The organism is Streptomyces sp. NPDC059373 (assembly GCF_042751495.1).
In the GTDB taxonomy this organism is placed as follows: domain Bacteria; phylum Actinomycetota; class Actinomycetes; order Streptomycetales; family Streptomycetaceae; genus Actinacidiphila.
Genome location: NZ_JBHYXC010000002.1, coordinates 521,271 through 543,086 on the forward strand (window position 1 = coordinate 521,271; position 21,816 = coordinate 543,086).

Sequence of the window (21,816 nt, forward strand, 5' to 3'; positions counted from 1 at the left end):
CCCGCAGTCCGATCATCAGCCCGCCACCACCTCCGCGAGCTGCCGCCACCCCGCCCGGGGGAGTTCCGCCCTGCTCTGGCCCTCCACGAGGAGTTGCAGGGCGACATGATCGGCGCCGGCGGCGTGGAAGTCGGCGATGCGGCTGCGGATGCGGTCGGGGGTGCCCCAGGCGGTGAGGGCGTCGACGAGGCGGTCGCTGCCGCCGTGAGAGAGGTCCTCTTCGGTGAAGCCGAGGCGGAGCCAGCTGTTGGTGTAGTTGGGGAGGGTCATGTAGAGGGCGAGGGTGCCGCGGGCGATGGCGCGGGCGCGGTCGGGGTCGGCCTCGAGGATGACCTTCAACTCGGGTGCGAGGAGGGGGCCTTCGCCCAGGATGGCGCGGGCCTGGGCGGTGTGCTCGGGGGTGACGAGGTAGGGGTGCGCGCCGGCGGCGTGGTCGCGGGAGAGTTCCAGCATGCGGGGGCCGAGGGCGGCCAGGACGCGGCGGTCGGCGGGGACGCCGGCCTTGTCCAGGTCCCCCAGGTACTGGGCCATCGCGGCGTAGGGCCGCCGGTAGCGTTCGCCGGCGAGGGCGGCGTGGCTGACGCCCAGGCCCAGCAGGAAGCGCCCCGGGTGGGCGGCTTCGAGGTCGGTGAAGCGGTCGGCGGTCTCCTCGGCCTCGTACGACCAGATGGGGAGGATGCCGGTCGCGAGGGTGATCGACGAGGTGGCGGCCACCAGGGGAGCCGCGTGCTCGACGCCGCTGCTGCCGCCCAGCCAGATGGCCCCGTAGCCGAGTTCCTCCAGCTCGGCGGCGGTCTCGGCGAGTTCGCCGGCCCGTGCGGGGTCCTCCGAACGCAGTGCGGTGTGCCAGATTCCGTAGCGGCCGACCGATGGCTTCACAGCTTCCTCCACCCAGAGTGTTCGATCCTGATCGTACGAACCTCGGAGTGAGTGAGGCTATTCCACTCCTTTAGGACTCCTTCATTCCGCTCTCATGTGCGGGTCCTAGCCTTCCCTCAAAGACCGCACCGACCACGGACAGTCTTTTCTCAGGTAATTCACAGATGACGAACAGTCTTCTCTAAGAAGCGACTCACAGGATTGCCACTATGACCGCGTCCTCATCTCCTGCAGCCGTCGACCTCACCCGCCCCGACGGTTCACCCGTCCGGGTCCTCGTCGTCGACGACGAAGCTGCCCTCGCAGACCTTCTGTCCATGGCCCTGCGGTACGAGGGCTGGGAAGTCCACACCGAAGGCAACGGCACCGACGCCCTGCGCTCCGCGCGCGAGTTGCGACCGGACGCCGTGGTCCTCGACGTCATGCTGCCCGACATGGACGGCCTGGAAGTGCTGGCGCGGCTGCGCCGGGAGTCGCCGGACGTGCCGGTGCTCTTCCTGACCGCCAAGGACGCCGTCGAGGACCGCATCGCCGGACTGACGGCCGGCGGCGACGACTACGTCACCAAGCCGTTCAGCCTCGAAGAGGTCGTCGCCCGGCTGCGCGGCCTGCTGCGCCGCTCCGGCGCGGCCGCGGCCCGTACGGAATCGCTGCTGGTCGTCGGCGACCTCGTCCTCAACGAGGACAGCCACGAGGTCAGTCGCAGCGGCACCGGGATCCACCTCACGGCCACCGAGTTCGAGCTGCTGCGCTACCTGATGCGCAACCCGCGCCGGGTGCTGAGCAAGGCGCAGATACTCGACCGCGTCTGGTCGTACGACTTCGGCGGCCAGGCCAATGTGGTCGAGCTCTACATCTCCTACCTCCGGCGGAAGATCGACGCCGGGCGCACCCCGATGATCCACACGCGGCGCGGCGCCGGCTACCTGATCAAGCCGGGCGAAGCGGTGTGACGCCGTCGTGACAGCCGACGTACTGGCAGGCCGGGTGGCCAGGTCGGGCCGGTCCGCCTCGGGCCGGGCGGGCAGGTCGGGCCGTGCGGCCCGCGGGGTCCCGCCCCGGCCCGACTATCGCCCCGGTCACCGGCCGCGCCGGGCCCTTTCCCTGCGTACGCGACTGGTCCTGTCGTCGATCGCGATGATCGCGGTGGTGTGCGCGGTCATCGGGGCGGTGACGACGATCTCGCTGCGGTCGTATCTCTACACACAGCTGGGCAACCAGGTCTCGGCCGTCGCGGACCGTGCGGCGGGACCGCTGGCGGCCCATCAGAGCAAGTACGGCGACGAGCTCGGCTTTCTGCGCAGCCCCGGCCTGCAGCCGGGCGTCATCGGCGCACACCTCACCGACAACCGGGCGGTGACCTCCGCCGGAATCGGGGTGCAGATCACGCCGGGTGAGGCGGTGGAGGTCCAGCAGTTCACGGCCGCGCAGAAGGCCGTGTTCGCGTCCGTGCCGCTGGACGCCGGGACGCACACGGTCACCATCCCCGGCTACGGCACGTACCGGGTGCAGTTGGTGCACACCGCCGCCGACACCAGCGGCTACACCGTCATCGGGCTGTCCACCACCGAAGTCGACGACACCATCAGCACCTACATCACCATCGAGGCCCTCGTCGCCGCCGCCGGGCTGATCGCCGCGGGCCTCGCCGGCTCCCTGATGATCCGTTACTCGCTGCGCCCCCTGCACCGCGTCGCCGCCACCGCCGCCCGGGTCTCCGAACTGCGGCTCGACAAGGGCGAGGTGGCCCTCTACGACCGCGTCCCCGACGGCGACACCGACCCACGCACCGAGGTCGGCCAGGTCGGCGGCGCGCTCAACCGCATGCTCGGCCACGTCGCCGGGGCGCTCAACGCCCGCCAGGAGAGCGAGACCCGGGTCCGGCAGTTCGTGGCCGACGCCAGCCATGAGCTGCGTACCCCACTGGCCTCGATCCGGGGCTACGCGGAGCTGACCCGGCGCGGCCGGGAGCAGATCGGCCCGGACACCCGGCACGCGCTGGGCCGGATCGAGTCCGAGGCCGCCCGGATGACGACGCTGGTCGAGGACCTGCTGCTGCTCGCCAGGCTGGACGCCGGGCGGCCGCTGTGCCTGGAGGCCACCGACATGTCGCCGCTGGTCGTGGACGCGGTCAGCGACGCGCGCGCGGTCGGCCGGGACCACAGGTGGCGCCTCGACCTGCCCGACGATCCGGCGTGCGTGCTCGGCGACCCGGAGCGGCTGCACCAGGTGCTGACCAATCTGCTGGCCAACGCCCGTACGCACACCCCACCCGGCACCACGGTGGTGGCCCGGGTCGTGCCCACCGACTTCGAGGTCCTGGTCGAGATCGCGGACAACGGTCCCGGCATCCCACCGAACCTGCTGCCGCACGTGTTCGAGCGCTTCGCCCGTGGCGACGCGTCCCGTTCGCGGGCGGCCGGGAGCACCGGACTCGGCCTGGCGATCGTGCAGGCGGTGGTCACCGCGCACGGCGGCCGGGTGAGCATCAGCAGCGTCCCCGGGGAGACGGTCTTCAGGGTTCATCTGCCTGTAACGCACTCACAGGTGGGTCTCAGTTTGGCCACAACGTCATGACAGGGCGTCGCCGCAAAGTAGATGCCATGCGCACTCAACAGCTCCCGCCGAGTGGCACGTCGTCCCCTGATCTGGGGGCCCTGCCCGCTCGAGAGCACCTGGCTGTCTCGCAAACCGAGCCAGTGCTCGATGTCGTGATCCCCGTATACAACGAGGAGAAGGACCTCGAAGGTTGTGTGCGCAGACTGCACGCGCACCTCGCCCGGACCTTCCCGTACCCCTTCCGTATCACCGTCGCGGACAACGCCAGCATCGACCGCACCCCCGCCGTGGCCCAGATGCTGCAGGCCGAGATCCCCGAGGTCCTGTCCTTCCGACTTGAGCAGAAGGGCCGCGGGCGGGCCCTGCGGACCGTGTGGTCCGCCTCCGACGCGCCGATCCTCGCCTACATGGACGTGGACCTCTCCACCGACCTGAACGCGCTGCTGCCGCTGGTCGCCCCGCTGATCTCCGGCCACTCCGACCTCGCGATCGGCTCCCGGCTGGCCCGGTCGTCCCGGGTCGTGCGCGGCGCCAAGCGCGAGTTCATCTCCCGTACGTACAACCTCATCCTGCGCGGCTCGCTCGCCGCCCGCTTCTCCGACGCCCAGTGCGGCTTCAAGGCGATCCGCAAGGACGTCGCCGAGCGGCTGCTGCCGCTGGTCGAGGACACCGGCTGGTTCTTCGACACCGAGATGCTGGTGCTGGCCGAGCGCGCCGGCCTGCGGATCCACGAGGTCCCGGTCGACTGGGTCGACGACCCCAACTCGACGGTGGACATCGTCAAGACGGCCACCGACGACCTCAAGGGTGTCCTGCGGGTCGGTCGCGCCCTGGCCACCGGCGCGCTGCCGCTGGACCGGCTGCGCCGCCCCTTCGGCGACGACCCGCGCGACCGCGACATCGCCGATGTGCCCGTCGGTCTGGCCCGGCAGCTCGTCGGCTTCTGCGTCGTCGGCGGCCTCAGCACGCTCGCGTACCTGCTGCTCTTCTCCGTCTTCCGGCTCGGCATGGGCTCGCAGCTCGCCAACGCGCTGGCCCTGCTGGTCTCCGCGGTCGGCAACACCGCGGCCAACCGCCGGCTGACCTTCGGTGTACGCGGACGGGACAAGGCCGTGCGGCACCAGGCGCAGGGCATGGTGGTCTTCGCCATCGGCCTCGCGCTGACCAGCGGTTCGCTGGCCGCGCTGAGCGCCGCCAACCCGCAGGCCTCGCACGGCACCGAGCTCGCCGTCCTCGTCGCGGCCAACCTCGCGGCGACCGTGCTGCGCTTCCTGCTCTTCCGGGCCTGGGTCTTCCCGTCCCAGGGCGACGACGAGGACGGCGGCCGGCCGTCCTCGCGGAAGCCGCTGCAGCCCGTGCAGCAGGTGACCCCCGTGCAGGTCCGTCCCGGCACCCCGTACGACAACACCTCGTACGAGACCACCCCTCACGACAGCGGCACGTACGCCTCCACCACCGGCTACGACGGCCGCGGCGCCGGCCTCCCCGCCGAGCAGCCGTACCCGTACGCCGAGGTCCCGCAGGGCGGCACCCCCTGGCGGGTCAGCGGCCAGACGGGATACGGCGACGAGACGGTGCAGATGCGCCCCATCGACCCCCACGAGCACGACCCGAGGAGTAATCGATGACCACGTCCCGTAACGAAGGGGCCCCCACCGGGGCCCCGACGGACGGCACGTCACCCTGGCGGTCGCCGGAGGAAATCTCTCCGGCGCCGCCCAGCGGCGTTTCGGCCCCGGCGCCAACGCCCCCGCCCCCGGCCCATCCGCCGGCCGGCGTGCAGCGCACTCCGGTACCGGTAGGTGCGCCTGCGCCAGGAGCGGCGCCCGGTTCGACGGCCGTCGCGGTCGCCGAACCCGTCGCGGCCGAGCCGGTCCTGGTGGGCTCCGGCGGTGACGGCACACCGCCCCCGCCCGGCGAGGGCGGCGGCGGTGGAGGCGGTGACGGCCAGGGGCCGCGCGGCTTCACCACCCGGGTGTGGCGCGGACGACCCGAGGACGCGGCGTGGGTGCGCCCCGCCTTCCTCGGGCTGTTGCTTGTCACTGCCCTTCTGTACCTGTGGGACCTGAGCAGCTCCGGTTACGCCAACTCCTTCTACTCCGCCGCCGTTCAGGCGGGCAGCAAGAGCTGGAAGGCCTTCTTCTTCGGCTCCTCGGACGCCGGGAACTTCATCACCGTCGACAAGCCCCCGGCCGCGCTGTGGCCGATGGCCCTGTCCGTCCGCGTCTTCGGCCTCAGCTCCTGGGCGATCCTTGTCCCCGAGGCCCTGATGGGCGTCGCGACGGTGGGCGTCCTGTACGCCGCCGTACGCCGCCGCTTCAGCGCCGCCGCCGGTCTCATCGCGGGCGCCGTGCTGGCGCTGACCCCGGTCGCCGCGCTGATGTTCCGCTTCAACAACCCCGACGCGCTGCTCGCGCTGCTGATGGTCGTCGCCGTCTACTGCGTGCTGCGCGCGTTGGAGAACGCGAACACCAAGTGGCTGGTGTGGGCCGGTGTCGCCTTCGGCTTCGCCTTCCTCACCAAGACCCTCCAGGCCTTCCTGATCCTGCCGCCGCTGGCCATCGTCTACGCGGTCTGCGCACCGGCGACGCTGAAGAAGCGGCTCGTCCAGCTCGGCTACGCGACCCTGGCGCTCATCGTCTCCGGTGGCTGGTGGGTCGCCATCGTCGAGCTGTGGCCCGCGTCCTCGCGCCCGTACATCGGCGGGTCGCAGGACAACAGCTTCCTGTCCCTGACCTTCGGCTACAACGGCTTCGGACGCCTCACCGGCAACGAGGCCGGCTCGGTCGGCGGCCGGGGCGGCGGCGCCGGCAGCCGGTGGGGCGCGACCGGCATCACCCGGCTCTTCGGGTCCGACATGGGCGGCCAGATTTCCTGGCTGCTGCCCGCCGCCCTCATCCTGCTGGTGGTGGGCCTCTGGCTGACCTGGCGGGCGACGCGTACGGACACGCGGAGGGCCGCCTATCTGCTGTGGGGCGGCTCGCTGCTGTTCACCTTCGTGACCTTCAGCTTCATGTCCGGCATCTTCCACGAGTACTACAACATCGCCCTCGCGCCCTACATCGCGGCGCTGGTCGGCATGGGCGCGACGGCACTCTGGGAACGCCGTTCGCACATCGCCGCCTCGGTGGTCCTCGCCGTCACGGTCGCGGTCACCGCGATCTGGTCGTACGTCCTGCTCAACCGCTCCGCGGACTGGTACCCGTGGGTGCGCTACGCCGTCCTCATCGGCGGTGTCGTCGCTGCCCTGGGCCTGCTCCTCGCGGCACGGCTCGGCAGGCAGCTCGCCCTCGCCTCGGCGGGCCTCGGCCTGGCCGCCGCGCTGGGCGGCCCGCTCGCGTACACCCTGCAGACCGTCAACACCGGCCACACCGGCTCCATCGTCACCGCCGGTCCCGCCGTCCAGGGCGGCAGGGGCGGCTTCGGCGGCGGCGGTGCCGGCGGGATGCGCGGCGGCGCGGGCGGCTTCCCCGGCGGCATGCGGGGCGGCACCGGCACCCAGGGCGGCGGGGGAGGCTTCCCCGGCGGTACGCAGGGCGGTACGCAGGGCGGCCAGGGCCAGCAGGGCCAGAACGGCCAGGCCCAGCGGGGCGGTCCCGGCGGCGTGACGGGCGGCGCGGGCGGTGGCGCCCGTGCCGGTGGCATGGGCGGCCTGGGCGGCTTGCTCGACGGCGCCACCGTCAGCAGCCAGATGAAGGCACTCCTGGAGCAGAACGCCTCCGACTACACCTGGGTCGCGGCCACGCTCCGCTCCCAGAACGCCTCCAGCTACCAGCTCGCCACCCAGGACCCGGTCATGGCGATCGGCGGCTTCAACGGCAGTGACCCCGCCCCCACCCTGGCCCAGTTCAAGCAGTACGTGGCGGACGGCAAGATCCACTACTTCATCGCCTCCGGCGGCGCCGACAGCGCCGACGCGGGCGCCGGTGGCGCAGGTGCCGCCGCGGGTGGCGGTGCGGGCGCCGGTGCCGCCGGTGGTGGCGGCATGGCCGGCATGGACAGCAGTGGTACCGGCTCCCAGATCACCTCGTGGGTCGAGTCCACCTTCACCAAGAAGACCGTCGACGGTGTCACCGTCTACGACCTGACCAGCGCCAACAGCTGACCCGACCGAAAACCCGAGAGGGCGGTGACCTTGCGGTCACCGCCCTCTCGCGTTCGCTTCTCCGGCGTTCTACTCCTCCGGCGCCAGCCGTGCCGGGCCCCTCTTTTTTGGCGTCCCTCGCGCTGCTCGGCGCTGGCGCGCCTCCCAGGCTTCGGGCCGCTGCGCCGGACTCCGTCCGTCGGGGCGGGGCCGGCGTTCTACTCCTCCGGCGCCAGCCGTGCCGGGAAGCCGCCCGTGGCGATGGGTCCCCAGCGTTCGGGGGTGATGCGGATCAGGGACTTGCCCTGCTTGAGCATGGCCTCGCGGTATTCGGCCCAGTCGGGGTGCTCGCCGGAGATGTTGCGGAAGTACTCGACGAGAGGCTCGACGGACTCGGGGACGTCGACGACCTCGGCGGTGCCGTCGATCTGGACCCAGGGGCCGTTCCACTCGTCGGAGAGGACGATGATGCTGACGCGCGGATCGCGGCGCGCGTTACGGGTCTTGGCCCGTTCCGGATAGGTGGAGACGACCAGCCGCCCGGCGTTGTCGAGCCCGCAGGTCAGCGGGGATCCCTGGGGCCGCCCGTCGGCGCGGGTGGTGAGCAGGATGGCCCGGTGGCGAGGGCGTACGAACTCCAGGAGCTGGTCGAGTCCGACAGCGGTGTTGGTCGCGATGTAGGCAGCCATGACGGCAGCCTACGGCGACACGATCAGTTCTGGTGGACGGTGTCCCTGCCGGGGCCGCCGGACAGGGTGTCCGTGCCCGTGCCGCCGCGCAGGAGGTCGTTGCCGCTGTTGCCGTAGAGGTCGTCCTTGCCGGTTTCGCCGAAGAGCCTGTCGTCGCCCGTGCTGCCCTTGAGGGTGTCCCCGGCGTCGCCGCCGTGCAGGCTGTCGTTGCCGGCGTCGCCCCACAGGAAGTCGGCGTGGAGTCCGCCGTAGAGACGGTCGTCGCCGTTGCCGCCGGAGAGCTTGTCGACGCCTCCGCCGCTGTGCAGAACGTCGTTGCCGGCGTCGCCCCACAGGATGTCGTCCGAGTCGTAGGCGGTCACGTTGTCGTTGCCGGAGCCGCCGTGGAGCTCGTTGGGGTAGGCGGAGGTGCCGGTCAGGACGTCGGCGCCCGCGCCGCCGAACTCGACCGCGGCGGCGGCGAGGTGGTCGTTGCCGTCCTGACCGTAAAGGATGTCCTGTGTGGTGCCCTTGAGGCTGTCGTTGCCCGTGCCGCCGTAGACCGAGCCGTACGCGCCGTTGCCCGCGTCGGCCGTGGCGGTGTCGTCGCCGTCGCCGAGGTCGGCGACGTACAGATGCTTGTAGTAGTCGCTGTCGCCGTTGCCCGCGGTGGTGCACTGGACGCTGGTCGGGTCGGCCGGGTCCGGGTACGAGCAGCCGCTGCCGGCGGTTATCGTGACGGCGTCGGCGAAGGTGAAGACGTAGGCGCTGCTGTACGTCTCGCTGATGATCAGCTTGTTGGCCTGCCCGGACGCCGCCTTGTAGTGGACGGTACCGTCGTCGCCGACATAGGCCGAGGCGGTGGCCGCCGTGCCGGCCGCCAGGGCGGTGGGTGCCAGGAGCATCGTGCCACCCGTGGCGAGGGCGAGCGCGGCGGTGGCTCCGAGGATTCTGTGCGTATGCATGAAGGGGCCTTTCCTCGCTGGGCGGGTCAGTTCTGGTGGAGCGTGTCCTTGCCGGGGCCGCCGGAGAGCGTGTCCTTGCCCTGGCCGCCGTACAGCACGTCGTTGCCGCTGTTGCCGTAGAGCTTGTCGTCGCCGTGGCCGCCGTAGAGCGTGTCGTTGCCCTTGCCGCCTTCGAGGAGGTCGGCGCCGGCATAGCCGTAGAGCGTGTCGTTGCCGGAGTCGCCGTAGAGGCCGAAGCTGTCCCCGGTGTCGGTGCCCTTGAGGATGTCGTTTCCGGAACCGCCGTGGCACTCGCTGTCGCAGTCGGTCAGCGTGTCGTTGCCCGCCCCGCCGAAGGAGCCGATGGACCACTCTCCGCCGCTGCCGGCGAGGTGGTCGTTGCCGTCCTGGCCGTAGAGTTCGTCCCACGCAGTGCCGTGCAGGGTGTCGTTGCCCTTGCCGCCGTATATCGCGCCGTACGTGCTGCTCCCGTTGTCGGTCGCGGTGTCGTTCCCGTCGCCGAGGTCGACGATGAACACGTAGCCGTCGTCGTCCATACCCGGGCCCCAGGCGGTGCACTGGACCGTGGTGAGGTCGGCCGCGTCGGGGTAGGTGCAGCCGGTCCCGGCGGTGATCTTGACGTCGTCGGTGAAGGTCATGAGGTAACCGTCGTTGTCGCTGTAAGTCTCCGAGATCGTCAGCTTGTTCGTCTGGCCGGCGGCGGCCTTGTAGTACGCCTTGTTGCCGCTGACGTAGGCGGAGGCTGTCGTCTCCGTGGCCCCCTGGGCGGCGGATGCCATGAGCATCGTGCCGCCCATGGCGAGGGCGAGCGCGGCGGTGGCGCCGAGAAATCCGTACGTGCGCATGCTGATGAAACCTCTCGCAGGGTGTCGGGTCGTTGCCTGTGCGATCAGACCTTGTGGAGGATGCTGGCGCCGGAGCCGCCGTGCAGCACGTGGTTGCCGTGGTTGCCGTACAACGCGTCGGTCCCGTCGCCGGCATCGGGCGCGGTGCGCGTCACGTATGTCAGGTCGCCTGAGTTGGGGTGCGCGCAGTCGGTACCGGCGGTGATCTCGACGATGTCGTCGATGGAGTAGGTGTCCGTGTCGGCGGACGAGTCGTAGCCGGCCCACTCGACGGTCACGTCGTCGGTCTGGCCGTCGGCCGCCGGGTGGTGGACCTTGCCGTCGCTGACCGTCGCGGTGGCGGGGGCGGTGCCGGCCGGGGCGTTCCGGGCGAGGAGTCCGGTGCCGGCGGACATGGCGAGGCGGTCGTCGATGCCGGCCGGACGGGCGCGGCGGGAGCGTTGGCGATGTGCGGGCACGTGATGCCTCCGGGGGAGCGGAACCTGCTTCCGATCACCCGTTGGACACCGGCCTCCCGGCGGGGGTTGTGCCGCTGCGGCGCTTCTCAGCGGTCTTTAAGGCTTTCCGCCGTGTGTTCAGCTCGCCGTCACCGGGGCTTCGCCTTGGATCGCCTGAACGTCCAGTTCCACCTTGAGGGTTGTGCCGATGGCGGCGATGCCTGCCTGCACGACCTGGTTGTAGTTCATCGAGAAGTCCTCCTGCCGCAGCTCCGTCACCGCCCGGAAAGCCGCCCGCACCCCGCCCCACGGGTCCGGACCGGTGCCGAGGTAGCGCAGGTCCAGGTCGACCGGACGCGTCACGCCGTGCATGGCCAGCTCGCCGTGGACGGTCCAGCGGTCATCGCCGGACGGGGTGATGGCGGTGCTGCGGTACGTCAGCTTGGGGTGGACGTCGGCGTCCAGGAAGTCGGGGGAGCGCAGGTGGCCGTCGCGCATCGCGTTGCCGGTGTCGATGGACGCCGCCTCGATGACGGCCTCCACGGACGACCGCAGCGGGTCCTCGGCGATCTCGATCCGCCCCCCGAACTGCGTGAACCGCCCGTGCACACTGGACAGCCCCAGATGCTGCGCCACCGCGCTCACGGTGCTGTGCGCCGGGTCGATCGTCCACACCCCCGGCGGCGGCAGCTCCACACCGCCGGTCCGGGCCAGCAGCAGCGTGCCGAGGTCAGCGTTGCCGGATGCCGTGACGATCGCCGTCTGGGCGACCGGGCGGTACCCGAGCGCGGTGACGATCACCGTGTAAGCCCCGGCTGTCAGGACACCGGTCCTTACCGTGCCTTCGCCGCCCGCGGGCTCGCGGACGATCTGCTGCCCCGTCATGTCGGTGACGGTGAGCACGGCGTGCGGGACGGCCCAGCCGTCCTTGGTACGAATGCGGGCGCTGATGGGCATGGCTGTCGTTCACTCTCCATAGAGAAAGGGTTGGGGCCCGGCCTTGTGACGGCCTCGGCCGTCCCCTGCTCCGGTCGTCGGCCGGGCCCCCGCCGGTCCGTGCGCCTCCGCAGCGGCATGGACCGGCCGTTTGGTGTGGTCACCCCTGCGGGTGACCGAGCTCCACGTCGAAGCCCTCCGCGCCCCGCCCGTCGACGGTGAGCGCGGTGGCCACCGGCGGGTATCCACTGGCGATGAGCGAGTACTCGCCCGCGTCCAGGTCGGTGAAGGCGTACGCGCCGTCCGAGCCCGTCGTGGCCGTGCCGACCACGTTCCCGGCCATGTCGACCAGGGTGACCCGGGCATCGGCGAGCGGCCGCCGGTCGGCGCCGCCGCGTACGGTGCCCAGCACCTGTGCGCCGGACCGCAGGACGATCTCCGTACGCGTGAGGCCGTGTCCGCCGACCTCGACGACGGACGCGGTGGGCCGGAAGCCGGTCGCGTTGACGGCGAGCGTGAAGTCACCCGAGGGCAGCTCGGCGAAGGTGAAGGAACCGTCGGCGTCGGTCTTGCCGGTGGCCAGGACCTCGCCCCGGACATCGGTGACGACCACCATCGCCCCGCCGACCGGCAGCCCGCCGTCGGCGGCCGTGACGTGCCCGGCCAGCCCGCTGGTGCCGGCCAGCACCACGTCGTACGGGACCGGCTCCTCGCCGACCACGACGGTGGACGCCTGCGGCTGGTGGCCGTCGGCGGCCGCGATGAGCACGTACGAGCCGGCGCCCGGGGCCTGGAGCACGTAGCCACCGTCGGCCTGGGCGGCGGCCCGGCCGAGCTGGCGGCCGGTGAGGGAGATCAGCGTGAGCGTTGCGCCGGCCACGCCGGTGCCGTCGGAGTCGCGTACCTGGCCGTGAACGGCGGTGCCGGCAACGACGGGGAAGGGCACGGACTCGGTCTCCGGCAGGCCGGCAGCCGCGACGGCCGCTGCCGCGGCCTCCGGCTCGGGAGCCTGCTCGGCGGCGCCCGCGGCCTGCTGCAGGCCGCTGTGCGACCTCAGGGCCACTTCCTTGACGAACAGCACCAGGATCAGCGCGATGAGGGCGAACGGCGCCGCAGCCAGGAAGACATCGGCGACACCGTGTCCGTACGCGCTCTCGACGACATGGCGGATCGGGGTCGGAAGCTTGGCCAGACTGGGGATGGAGTCGCCCGTGCCGGTGCTCTTGACGCCCAGGGCGGACAGCCCGTCCGTCACGTAGTGCGTGATGCGGTTGGAGAGCAACGCGCCGAGCGCCGAGACGCCCACCGCACCGCCGAGGCTGCGGAAGAAGGTGACCAGGGAGCTGGCGGCACCCAGTTCGTGCGGCTGCACCTGGTTCTGGGTGGCGAGCACCAGGTTCTGCATCATCATGCCGATGCCGAGGCCGACGAGCGCCATGTAGATGGCCATCTGCCAGTACACGGTGTCGTACCGGACGGTGCCGACCAGGCCGAGGCCGGCCGTGAGCAGCACGGCGCCGGCGATGAGCCAGCCCTTCCAGCGGCCGGTCCTGGTGATGAAGCGGCCGGAGAGGGTCGAGGAGACGAACAGGCCGGCGATCATCGGAATCGTCATGACGCCGGACATCGTCGGCGACTTGTCGCGCGCCAGCTGGAAGTACTGGCTGAGGAAGACCGTGCCGGTGAACATCGAGACACCGACGAAGAGGCTGGCGATCGAGGTGAGGGTGATCGTCTTGTTGCGGAACAGCCGCAGCGGGACGATCGGCTCGTTCACCTTGGACTCGACGAGGATGAAGATCGCGCCGAGCACGACCGAGCCGCCGACCATGGCCCCGGTCTGCCAGGACATCCAGTCGTACTTGGTGCCCGCGAAGGTGACCCAGAGCAGCAGCAGCGAGACGGCGGCGGCCAGGAAGAAGGCACCCAGCCAGTCGACCTTGACGTCACGCTTCACGACCGGGAGCTTCAGGGTCTTCTGGAGCACGATCAGCGCGATGATCGCGAACGGCACGCCGACGTAGAAGCACCAGCGCCAGCCGAGCCAGCTGGTGTCGGTGATGACACCGCCGAGCAGCGGGCCGCCGACGGTCGCGACCGCGAAGGTCGCGCCCAGGTAGCCGCTGTAGCGGCCGCGCTCACGCGGCGAGATCATCGCCGCCATGACGATCTGGGCCAGTGCGGACAGACCGCCGACGCCGACGCCCTGCACGACACGGCAGGCGATCAGCATGGTGGGGTTCTGCGACAGACCGGCGGCCATCGAGCCGGCGACGTAGATGATCAGGGCTATCTGGACCAGCATCTTCTTGCTGGTGAGGTCGGCGAGCTTGCCCCACAGGGGGGTCGTCACCGTCATGGCGAGCAGCGAGGCCGTGACCACCCAGGTGTAGGCGCTCTGGCTGCCGTGCAGATTGGCGACGATCTCCGGGAGGGCGTTGGTGACGATCGTGGACGACAGGATCGCCACGAACATGCCGAGCAGCAGCCCTGACAGCGCCTCCATGATCTGCCGGTGCGACATGGGGGCCGCGTGACTGCCGTGGGCGTCGCTCCCCCGCACACCGGTCTCTGGTGATGCGGTTGTTGCCATCGTCATCCTCTTCACTACGCGTGTGTACGGGGTAGGGGCCGGGGTTCGCAGAAGCCGGTCCGCAGCCTGTCCAGCAGGTCGGTGAACCGCTCCACGTCCTCGTCCGGCCAGTCGCTCAGGCGCTCGGCCAGCACTCCGGCGACGTGGTCCTGGGCGGTGCGCAGGGCCAGGTCGCCGAGTGCGGTCAGGCGCAGGAGGCGTGACCGCCTGTCCAGGGGGTCGGGTGCGCGCTCGATCCAGCCGCGCTCCGCGAGGTGTGCGACATGGCGGCTGGTGACCGACATGTCGATGTCGAGCAGCTCGGCGAGGCGGCTCATTCTGATCTCGCCGTTGCGGCTGATCACGGACAGCACACCGGCCGAGGCCGGCGGGCAGTCCGGAGGCATCGCGCGGGCCATCTCCCGGACGACCGCGAGCGTGCCGCGCAGTTGGCTCGCGAGCTCCGCGAACTGCTGCTGCGTGGCCATGCTGCCTCCCTTGTAGTTGCCTAGAGCAACCTTAAAGGTGGTTGGTTGTTGCAGGCAAATTGTTTGAGGGGTCAGAGGGTAAAAAATTGGTAAAAGGAACGGCCCGCCCCTGGTCGAGGGGCGGGCCGTTCGCGTGAAGACGCAGGTCGGGGTGGGGTCAGGCGGAGGCCTCGGTCAGCTTGGCCAGCTCGTCGCCGGTGAGCTTCAGGTCCGCCGCCGCGAGGAGGGCGGGCAGCTGCGCGGTGTTCCGGGCGCTGGCGATCGGCGCCACGACGGTGGGCTGGGCCGCCAGCCACGCCAGGGCCACGGTCGCGACCTCGGCGTCATGCGCCGCCGCCACCTCGTCCAGAGCCGCCAGGACACGCGGCCCGCGCTCGGTCTGCAGGTACTCCCCGGCCCGCTGCGCACGTGGGCTGTCGACCTCGGCTCCGGGGCGGTACTTGCCGGTCAGGAAGCCCTTGGCCAGCCCGAAGTACGGCACCGAGGACAGTCCGTGCGCCTCGACCACGTCGCGCAGCGGGCCCTCGTAGCCCTCGCGCTCCACCAGGTTGTAGTGCTGCTGCAGCGCGACGTACTTCGCCAGGCCCTCGCGGTCGGAGAACTCCAGCGACTCCGCCAGCCGCTCCGGGCTGATGTTGGACGCCGCGATGTAGCGCACCTTGCCCTCGCGGACCAGCTCGTCGAGGGTCGTGATGATCTCCGCCACCGGCACCTCGGGGTCGTCGAAGTGCGTGTAGTAGAGGTCGATGCGGTCGACGCCCAGGCGGCTGAGCGAAGCCTCCGCCGCGCCCTTGATGGTGTCCCGCTTCAGGCCCGTGAAGTCCGGGTGCCGGGCGACCTTGGTGGCGACGATGATGTCGTCGCGCTTGCCGCGGGCCGCCAGCCACTTGCCGATGATCGTCTCGGAGTCCCCGCCGGTGTACATGTCGGCCGTGTCGACGAAGTTGCCGCCGCCGGCGGCGAACGCGTCCAGCACGGCGAAGGAGGTCGGCTCGTCAGCTGTCCAGCCGAAGACATTGCCGCCGAGGTTGAGCGGGAAGACGTCGAGTTCCGAGTTACCGATACGTGTCATGTGCCGTTTGAGCGCATTGGTGGTCGCCGGTATTCCCGCATTTCCGCGCCCTGGGGTGCCCGTCGTACGGCGAATTCGCTAGGGTTCCGGCACATGAGCACTCCCAGCAGCCCCGAGAACAACTACGACCCGGCCGGCAGCACCCAGATGTTCCGCGCCTTCGTGGAGGAGGCACCGCCGCAGCAGGCAGCGGCCTCGGCCGCGGGCGGCAGCAAGGCCGGCGTGATCATCGGCGTCATTGCGGCGGTCGTGGTGGTCGCCGTCGTGGCGTGGTTCGCCCTGTCGTAAGTGTCGTAAGTAAGGCATTTGCCTAACGAAGCCCTTTGTTAGGCAGTTACCTAACAAATCACCCCATTAACCCCGGCTAACCGAGCGAGACATCCTGGGTCTCGATGTGCATGCCCAGCGGCACCCGCCAGGCGTCCACACAGATCTCCCAGGTCTTCTCCTTCTTCGCGCCGCCCTTTACCGGCACCGGCACCGGCTTTTCGGTGTCGATGGTCGCCCAGTCGATGCCGAGCACGCCGATGATGTGCGTGCCGAAGGTGACGGTGCCCGATGTCGCCGCCTTGTCGCCGGTGTTGGTGAAGGTCACGGTGACGTACTCGCACCAGCGGACGTCCGAGGCTGCCCGGACGGGCGCGCTGACCGTGAGCCGTGCCGGCGCCGCGCTCGCGGCAGGGGCTGTCGCTGTCGTGGACGGCGCCGAGGAGGCCGGCGGCGCCGTCGAAGGCCGTGCCGTCGTGCCGCCGGACCCGCCCGGCGCCGTACGGCTCGTACTGCCCCCGCCCCCGTCAGCCCCGCCACCCGCGCCGCTGCCCGTCGTGGAGCCGTCCGGCGCCGCCGTGCCGCCGCCACCATGCTCCCCGGCACCGGGAGCGGAGGCGCCCGGCGCCCGGTGCGTGGACGACGCCGTGCTCCCGTCCAGCGGCACCAGATCGACGCCGCCGCCCGGTGGGACGTTCGCCGTGGCGCCCGGTGAGGGCCCGGCGGAGCCGACGGCCACGTACCCGGGGTCCGTACCGTCGCCCGGGCCGAAGGTCGCGAGCACGCCCAGACACACCACGGCCGCCGAGGCGGCGGCAAGGACCGCGCCCCGGCGGCCAGTCGGTATGTGCACCAGCAGCACCATCGCGCCAGTGTACTGACGAACCGTCAGGAAAGAACAGATCTCCTACACTTCGGCGGTGAGACCGTCCCGCAGCTGGGCCAGGGTCCGGGTCAGCAGCCGGGAGACGTGCATCTGGGAGATGCCGACCTCCTCGCCGATCTGCGACTGGGTCATGTTGGCGAAGAAGCGGAGCATGATGATCCGCCGCTCACGCGGGGGCAGTTGGGCCAGCAGGGGCTTGAGCGACTCGCGGTACTCCACGCCCTCCAGCGCGGTGTCCTCGTAGCCCAGGCGGTCCGCCAGCGAGCCCTCGCCGCCGTCGTCCTCGGGCGGCGGGGAGTCCAGCGAGCTCGCGGTGTAGGCGTTGCCCACCGCGAGGCCGTCGACGACGTCCTCCTCCGACACCCCGAGCGCGACCGCGAGTTCGGCCACCGTCGGCGACCGGTCCAGCTTCTGTGCGAGCTCGTCGCTGGTCTTCGTCAGCGCCAGCCGCAGCTCCTGGAGCCTTCGCGGGACGCGTACGGACCACGAGGTGTCGCGGAAGAAGCGCTTCACCTCGCCCACGATCGTGGGCATCGCGAAGGTCGGGAACTCCACACCGCGGTTGCAGTCGAAGCGGTCGATCGCCTTGATCAGGCCGATGGTGCCGACCTGGACGATGTCCTCCATCGGCTCGTTACGGCTGCGGAAGCGCGCTGACGCGTACCGCACGAGCGGGAGGTTGAGTTCGATGAGGGTGTCCCGGACGTAGGTCCGCTCGGGGCTGTCCTGGGACAGCTGTGCGAGCCGCAGGAAGAGCGAGCGGGACAGGCTCCGGGTGTCGACCGCGGTGTCGACGGTGACAGCGATATCGACGGCGATGTCGATCTCGGGCTCGGCGTCGGCGACACTGTCGACGGGGTCGGTGGTGGTGATGTCGATGGCCTCGCCGCTGAGAGCGTCGGCCGGCGCTGCGTCGGGACGGAGCACCTTAGGACTGCCCACTTCTACGGACATGCCACCCCCTTGAGGTCGCGGACGGGTGTCGCGGGCGACGGTTCGTTCCCCAACTGGAATACCGGTCGTCGGCCCGCGACAAACGCGGTACCCGCAGAATGTCACACGTCGGCAACACGATGTAGCGCCATGTCGACTTATCTTCGCAGGACGGTTAATCCCCGTCAGCTACGCTTCGAGCTGATTTGCGGATCTCAGCCGGGCGAAGCTCCGCGACAGCAGTCGCGACACATGCATCTGCGAGACCCCCAGCTCCGCACTGATCTGCGACTGCGTCAGATTCCCGAAGTAGCGCAGCAGCAGGATCCGCCGCTCCCGCTCCGGCAGCTGCACCAGCAGATGCCGTACGAGGTCCCGGTGCTCCACCCCGGTCAGCGCCGGGTCCTCGTAGCCGAGCCGGTCCAGCAGCCCGGGCGCCCCGTCGCCGCCCTCCTGGGCCGCCTCCAGAGAAGTCGCGTGGTACGCCCGGCCCGCCTCCAGGCAGGCCAGCACCTCCTCCTCGGCGAGCTTCAGCCGGGCCGCGATCTCCGCCGTCGACGGGGTGCGGCCGTGCAGCACCGTCAGATCCTCGATCGCCCCGCTCACCTGCACCCACAGCTCATGCAGCCGGCGCGGCACGTGGACGGTCCGTACGTTGTCCCTGAAGTAACGTTTGATCTCGCCGACCACCGTCGGCATCGCGAAGGTCGGGAACTGCACCCCGCGCTCCGGATCGAACCGGTCGATCGCGTTGATCAACCCGATCGTCCCGACCTGGACCACGTCCTCCATCGGCTCGTTGCGGCTCCGGAACCGGGCTGCCGCGTACCGCACCAGAGGCAGGTTCACCTCGATCAGCGCCGCCCGCACCCGGGCGTGCTCCGGCGTGCCCTGTTCGAGGCCGGACAGCTGCTCGAAGAGCACCTGCGTAAGGGCCCTCGCCTCCACCGCATTGGTATTGGTGCTCCTGCCGGTGCCCCTGTTCGCGCTCGGGGCCCCCGCGTCGGCACCGCTGCCGTTCGCTGGTGACTCCGTACGGGCAGACACGGACATAGCACCCACCCTCATCGGTCCACTCATCCGTCAAAAGCGGTCATAGCATCACAATTCATGTGCACTGTGTGCAAGCACCGTATAACGCCGTGTTGAAGGCGAGTTGACCTTGACTTGCCCATCGCTTGCCATTCGTCGCACGACAAAGCCCCCCGCCCGCCGGGCGAGGGGCTTGCGCTGACGGAGTGGCGGCTAGAACTCGTAGTCCGCGAGCACCCAGGTGGCGAACTCCCGCCACTGCGCCACACCGGCCTGGTGGGCGGGGTGCTCCAGATAGGCCTTCAGGGCGTCCGCGTCCGCCACGGAAGAGTTGATCGCGAAGTCGTAAGCGATCGGCCGGTCCGACACATTCCAGCCCACCTCCCACGACTCCACCTCGGGGATCAGTGCCCCCAGTTCCCGGAACGCCTTCGCCCCGGCCTCGACCCGCGGCTCATCGCGTCCGACGCCCTCGTTGAGCTTGAACAGGACCAGATGGCGTATCACGCTGCTGCACTCCTCACCGGCACCTCGCCGGTCAGTTGACCAGCTGGGTCATGAACTCGCCGACGCCCTGGGCGGCGTCCGATATGCCCTGAAACCCTACCTGTACGAGGTCCGCGGCGCGTGCCGGCGAATTGATGATCGTATAGAGCACGAACACCACGACGACGTACATGGTGATTTTCTTCGCCTGCGCCATGCGTGGAGTGTATCCACCGGATGGCGCAATCAGGCCATAGCGAAACGAGCCCCAGCCGATCTTCGGCGGAGGCTCGTCCCGATTTGGTGCAGAAGCGGTAGCGGTGGGATTTGAACCCACGGAGGAGTTGCCCCCTCACACGCTTTCGAGGCGTGCTCCTTAGGCCGCTCGGACACGCTACCGAGAGAGAGCTTAGCGGACGCGCGGGTGTGCTCCGAAATCGTTTGAGCAGCCCGGCCGGCCGGCGTGATCAACCGGTCCGGAAGAAGCGGGTGAGGAGGGCGGCGCACTCGTCGGCGAGGACGCCCGTGATCACCTCCGGGCGGTGGTTGAGGCGGCGGTCGCGGATGACGTCCCAGAGGGAGCCGGCGGCACCGGCCTTGGGGTCGACGGCGCCGTAGACGACGCGGTCGAGGCGGGACAGGACGATGGCGCCGGCGCACATGGTGCAGGGCTCCAGGGTCACCACGAGGGTGCAGCCGGTGAGCCGCCACTCTCCGACCGCCTTGGCGGCCTCGCGGATGGCGAGGACCTCGGCGTGGGCGGTGGGGTCGCCGGTGGCCTCGCGTTCGTTGCGGCCGTGGCCGATGACCGTACGGCCGTCGGGGCCGAGCACGACCGCGCCCACCGGCACGTCGCCGGTGAGCGGGGCGAGCTCGGCCTCCCGGAGGGCATGGCGCATCGGCCCGGCCCACGGATCGCGCAGTGGGTCGGGCGACGGCGACGGGGAACTCAGCGGACCGCCTCCAGGACGTCGGCGCAGCCCAGCGTGTCGGCGATCTCGCCGAGTGCCTCGCCGGTCAGTGCGCCGTCGCCGCTGAGGGCCAGCAGCTCCTTGTCGCTCATGCCGAAGTCGCCCAGTATGTCGGCGTCGCCCAGCGGGCCGACCGGTACCGGTTCCTCCACGGGTCCCGGGACCACGTCCTCGTCGTCGGTCTCGTTGTCACCTTCCTCGGTGCCGTCGAGGTCGACGAGGTCGTCCAGGTTGTCGGCGGCGCCGGGGTCGCGGCCGAGCAGTTCGTCGGTGAGCAGAATCTCCCCGTACGAGCTGCGGGCGGCGGCCGCGGCGTCGGATACGTAGATCCGCGGATCCTCCTCGCCGTCAACGCGGACGACGCCGAACCAGGCGTCCTCCTGTTCGATGAAGACCAGGACTGTCTCCTCCTCGGCCGAGGCCGCACGGGCCAGGTCGGTCAGGTCGCCGAGGGTTTCCACATCGTCGAGATCGGTCTCGCTCGCTTGCCAACCGTCCTCGGTGCGCGCGAGCAGTGCGGCGAAGTACACCGTGACTCTCCCACAGGTCTCAGGCCGTCCGGACTGGGCGGAGCGCCATTCTGCCTTTCTCCCCGCCCACTCGGCATCGTGGCAGAAACCTGGGCTCCGCGAAGGGTCTTCCGCGCTGCGTCGTGCCAGGCCGTCCGGCTTTTTGCTCTACGTGGACCAGTGAACCGCTTCCGCGGCCCCTCGTCGGGGCCGCCGACGGACTACCAGCGGAAGGTCCGCATCCGCATCTGCTGCCGCGCCCGGGCCGCCCTGGCGCGGCGCGGCTGGACCCGCTCGCGCAGCTCCTTCGCCTCGTTGAGCTCCCGCAGGAACATCGCGCGGCGGCGCCGGCGCTCCATGTCGCGCTCTTCCTGCGTACCCGGCTCGTCGGACTCAGCCATGGGGCACCACCCCTAGTGATCCACTGCCCGGGGGTTGATCCGGGCGTATGTGCACGCCTTCCCTCTTCAGTGTGGTTTGAAGCGCACACTCTCGCAGGCCGCGGACTCGGGGCGGGCATCGGTGGTACGCGACGCGCACGGCTAAAGTCGTGGGCATGCGGACCCACGTTGTCGACCACCCCCTGGTGGCGCACAAACTCACCACCCTGCGCGACGAGCGCACCGACTCGCCGACCTTCCGGCGCCTGGCCGACGAGCTGGTCACCCTCCTCGCCTACGAGGCGACGCGCGATGTGCGTACGGAGCAGGTCGACATCAAGACACCCGTGGCGAAGACCACAGGCGTACGGCTGTCCAGCCCGAAGCCCCTGGTCGTCCCCATCCTGCGGGCCGGCCTCGGCATGCTCGAAGGCCTCGTACGCCTCCTGCCGACCGCCGAGGTCGGCTTCCTCGGCATGATCCGCGACGAGGAGACGCTGGAGGCCCAGACGTACGCCACCCGGATGCCGGAGGACCTCTCCGGCCGCCAGGTGTACGTACTCGACCCCATGCTCGCCACCGGCGGCACCCTGGTCGCCGCGATCAACCTGCTCATCGAGCGCGGCGCCGACGACGTCACGGCCGTCGTGCTGCTGGCCGCGCCGGAGGGCGTGGCCACGATGGAGCGCGAGCTGGCCGGCAAGCCGGTCACCGTCGTCACGGCGGCCGTCGACAGCCACCTCAACGAGGTCGGCTACATCGTCCCGGGCCTGGGCGACGCGGGCGACCGGCTGTACGGCACGGCCTAGGCGTAGAGCTGCTACCAGGCCGCGCCGGGGCCGCTGGA

General features: G+C 70.6%; 23 protein-coding genes and 1 tRNA gene. 6 read left to right on the plus strand and 18 right to left on the minus strand.

Going from position 1 to position 21,816, the window contains the following annotated elements:
- Positions 1-15: 15 nt before the first annotated feature.
- Positions 16-879: an LLM class F420-dependent oxidoreductase gene (locus ACFXJ5_RS06655; RefSeq protein WP_384627753.1), complete on the minus strand. Its 864-nt coding sequence runs from the start codon at positions 877-879 to the stop codon at positions 16-18.
- Positions 880-1,088: 209 nt separating this feature from the next.
- Between ACFXJ5_RS06655 and ACFXJ5_RS06660 the strand changes: the two genes are divergently transcribed.
- The 4 genes from ACFXJ5_RS06660 to ACFXJ5_RS06675 all read left to right on the plus strand — a co-directional run bounded on the left by ACFXJ5_RS06660 (position 1,089) and on the right by ACFXJ5_RS06675 (position 7,543).
- Positions 1,089-1,832 carry a response regulator transcription factor gene (locus ACFXJ5_RS06660; protein WP_206305395.1) on the plus strand — a complete coding sequence of 248 codons (744 nt, stop codon included), beginning with the start codon at positions 1,089-1,091 and terminating at the stop codon, positions 1,830-1,832.
- Positions 1,833-2,016: 184 nt separating this feature from the next.
- Positions 2,017-3,456, plus strand: coding sequence for a sensor histidine kinase (locus ACFXJ5_RS06665; RefSeq protein ID WP_384628339.1), 1,440 nt, complete (start codon positions 2,017-2,019; stop codon positions 3,454-3,456).
- Between the two features lie 26 nt (positions 3,457-3,482).
- Positions 3,483-5,066 (plus strand): glycosyltransferase, encoded by a 1,584-nt coding sequence (locus ACFXJ5_RS06670; RefSeq protein ID WP_384627756.1) that lies wholly within the window; start codon positions 3,483-3,485, stop codon positions 5,064-5,066.
- Positions 5,063-7,543 (plus strand): ArnT family glycosyltransferase, encoded by a 2,481-nt coding sequence (locus tag ACFXJ5_RS06675; protein ID WP_384627759.1) that lies wholly within the window; start codon positions 5,063-5,065, stop codon positions 7,541-7,543. The genes ACFXJ5_RS06670 and ACFXJ5_RS06675 overlap by 4 nt, the downstream gene beginning before the upstream one ends.
- A 197-nt stretch (positions 7,544-7,740) precedes the next feature.
- Here the strand turns inward: ACFXJ5_RS06675 and ACFXJ5_RS06680 are convergent, their stop codons facing one another.
- From ACFXJ5_RS06680 to ACFXJ5_RS06715, 8 genes are all read right to left on the minus strand, one after another.
- On the minus strand, positions 7,741-8,211 hold the full coding sequence (locus ACFXJ5_RS06680; RefSeq protein WP_384627762.1) for a PPOX class F420-dependent oxidoreductase: 471 nt from the start codon (positions 8,209-8,211) through the stop codon (positions 7,741-7,743).
- 23 nt (positions 8,212-8,234) lie between these two features.
- Positions 8,235-9,155: a calcium-binding protein gene (locus tag ACFXJ5_RS06685; protein ID WP_384627765.1), complete on the minus strand. Its 921-nt coding sequence runs from the start codon at positions 9,153-9,155 to the stop codon at positions 8,235-8,237.
- Positions 9,156-9,181: 26 nt separating this feature from the next.
- Positions 9,182-10,000, minus strand: a complete 819-nt coding sequence (locus tag ACFXJ5_RS06690) for a calcium-binding protein (protein ID WP_384627768.1) — start codon at positions 9,998-10,000, stop codon at positions 9,182-9,184.
- A 44-nt stretch (positions 10,001-10,044) separates the two neighbouring features.
- A complete protein-coding gene (locus ACFXJ5_RS06695) occupies positions 10,045-10,458 on the minus strand; it encodes a hypothetical protein (protein WP_384627771.1) in 414 nt (137 codons plus the stop codon).
- A gap of 117 nt (positions 10,459-10,575) precedes the next feature.
- Entirely contained in the window at positions 10,576-11,394 is an 819-nt protein-coding gene (locus ACFXJ5_RS06700) for a YceI family protein (RefSeq protein WP_384627773.1), read from the minus strand.
- A gap of 139 nt (positions 11,395-11,533) precedes the next feature.
- Positions 11,534-13,897, minus strand: coding sequence for an MFS transporter (locus ACFXJ5_RS06705; RefSeq protein WP_459253982.1), 2,364 nt, complete (start codon positions 13,895-13,897; stop codon positions 11,534-11,536).
- An 83-nt stretch (positions 13,898-13,980) separates the two neighbouring features.
- A complete protein-coding gene (locus ACFXJ5_RS06710; protein ID WP_384627779.1) occupies positions 13,981-14,433 on the minus strand; it encodes a MarR family winged helix-turn-helix transcriptional regulator in 453 nt (150 codons plus the stop codon).
- Positions 14,434-14,590: 157 nt separating this feature from the next.
- Positions 14,591-15,505 (minus strand): aldo/keto reductase, encoded by a 915-nt coding sequence (locus ACFXJ5_RS06715; RefSeq protein WP_384627782.1) that lies wholly within the window; start codon positions 15,503-15,505, stop codon positions 14,591-14,593.
- Between the two features lie 93 nt (positions 15,506-15,598).
- Between ACFXJ5_RS06715 and ACFXJ5_RS06720 the strand changes: the two genes are divergently transcribed.
- On the plus strand, positions 15,599-15,793 hold the full coding sequence (locus tag ACFXJ5_RS06720) for a hypothetical protein (protein ID WP_384627785.1): 195 nt from the start codon (positions 15,599-15,601) through the stop codon (positions 15,791-15,793).
- Between the two features lie 76 nt (positions 15,794-15,869).
- Here the strand turns inward: ACFXJ5_RS06720 and ACFXJ5_RS06725 are convergent, their stop codons facing one another.
- From ACFXJ5_RS06725 to ACFXJ5_RS06765, 9 genes are all read right to left on the minus strand, one after another.
- Positions 15,870-16,637 carry a hypothetical protein gene (locus tag ACFXJ5_RS06725; RefSeq protein ID WP_384627787.1) on the minus strand — a complete coding sequence of 256 codons (768 nt, stop codon included), beginning with the start codon at positions 16,635-16,637 and terminating at the stop codon, positions 15,870-15,872.
- Positions 16,638-16,679: 42 nt separating this feature from the next.
- Complete coding sequence (locus ACFXJ5_RS06730; RefSeq protein ID WP_384627789.1) at positions 16,680-17,612, minus strand: RNA polymerase sigma factor SigF; 933 nt, start codon at positions 17,610-17,612, stop codon at positions 16,680-16,682.
- 168 nt (positions 17,613-17,780) lie between these two features.
- On the minus strand, positions 17,781-18,644 hold the full coding sequence (locus tag ACFXJ5_RS06735) for an RNA polymerase sigma factor SigF (RefSeq protein ID WP_384627791.1): 864 nt from the start codon (positions 18,642-18,644) through the stop codon (positions 17,781-17,783).
- A gap of 192 nt (positions 18,645-18,836) precedes the next feature.
- Positions 18,837-19,130 carry a Dabb family protein gene (locus tag ACFXJ5_RS06740; RefSeq protein WP_384627794.1) on the minus strand — a complete coding sequence of 98 codons (294 nt, stop codon included), beginning with the start codon at positions 19,128-19,130 and terminating at the stop codon, positions 18,837-18,839.
- A gap of 31 nt (positions 19,131-19,161) precedes the next feature.
- A complete protein-coding gene (locus tag ACFXJ5_RS06745; RefSeq protein ID WP_164836454.1) occupies positions 19,162-19,326 on the minus strand; it encodes a hypothetical protein in 165 nt (54 codons plus the stop codon).
- A 95-nt stretch (positions 19,327-19,421) separates the two neighbouring features.
- Positions 19,422-19,508: transfer RNA gene (locus ACFXJ5_RS06750), tRNA-Ser, on the minus strand.
- A 68-nt stretch (positions 19,509-19,576) separates the two neighbouring features.
- Entirely contained in the window at positions 19,577-20,008 is a 432-nt protein-coding gene (tadA, locus tag ACFXJ5_RS06755; RefSeq protein WP_384627796.1) for a tRNA adenosine(34) deaminase TadA, read from the minus strand.
- A gap of 50 nt (positions 20,009-20,058) precedes the next feature.
- Positions 20,059-20,610 carry a tRNA adenosine deaminase-associated protein gene (locus ACFXJ5_RS06760; protein ID WP_384627799.1) on the minus strand — a complete coding sequence of 184 codons (552 nt, stop codon included), beginning with the start codon at positions 20,608-20,610 and terminating at the stop codon, positions 20,059-20,061.
- Between the two features lie 200 nt (positions 20,611-20,810).
- Complete coding sequence (locus ACFXJ5_RS06765) at positions 20,811-20,990, minus strand: hypothetical protein (RefSeq protein WP_384627802.1); 180 nt, start codon at positions 20,988-20,990, stop codon at positions 20,811-20,813.
- 155 nt (positions 20,991-21,145) lie between these two features.
- On the opposite strand from ACFXJ5_RS06765, the gene upp reads away from it, so the two are divergent.
- On the plus strand, positions 21,146-21,778 hold the full coding sequence (gene upp, locus ACFXJ5_RS06770) for a uracil phosphoribosyltransferase (protein ID WP_384627804.1): 633 nt from the start codon (positions 21,146-21,148) through the stop codon (positions 21,776-21,778).
- The last annotated feature ends 38 nt before the right edge of the window (positions 21,779-21,816 follow it).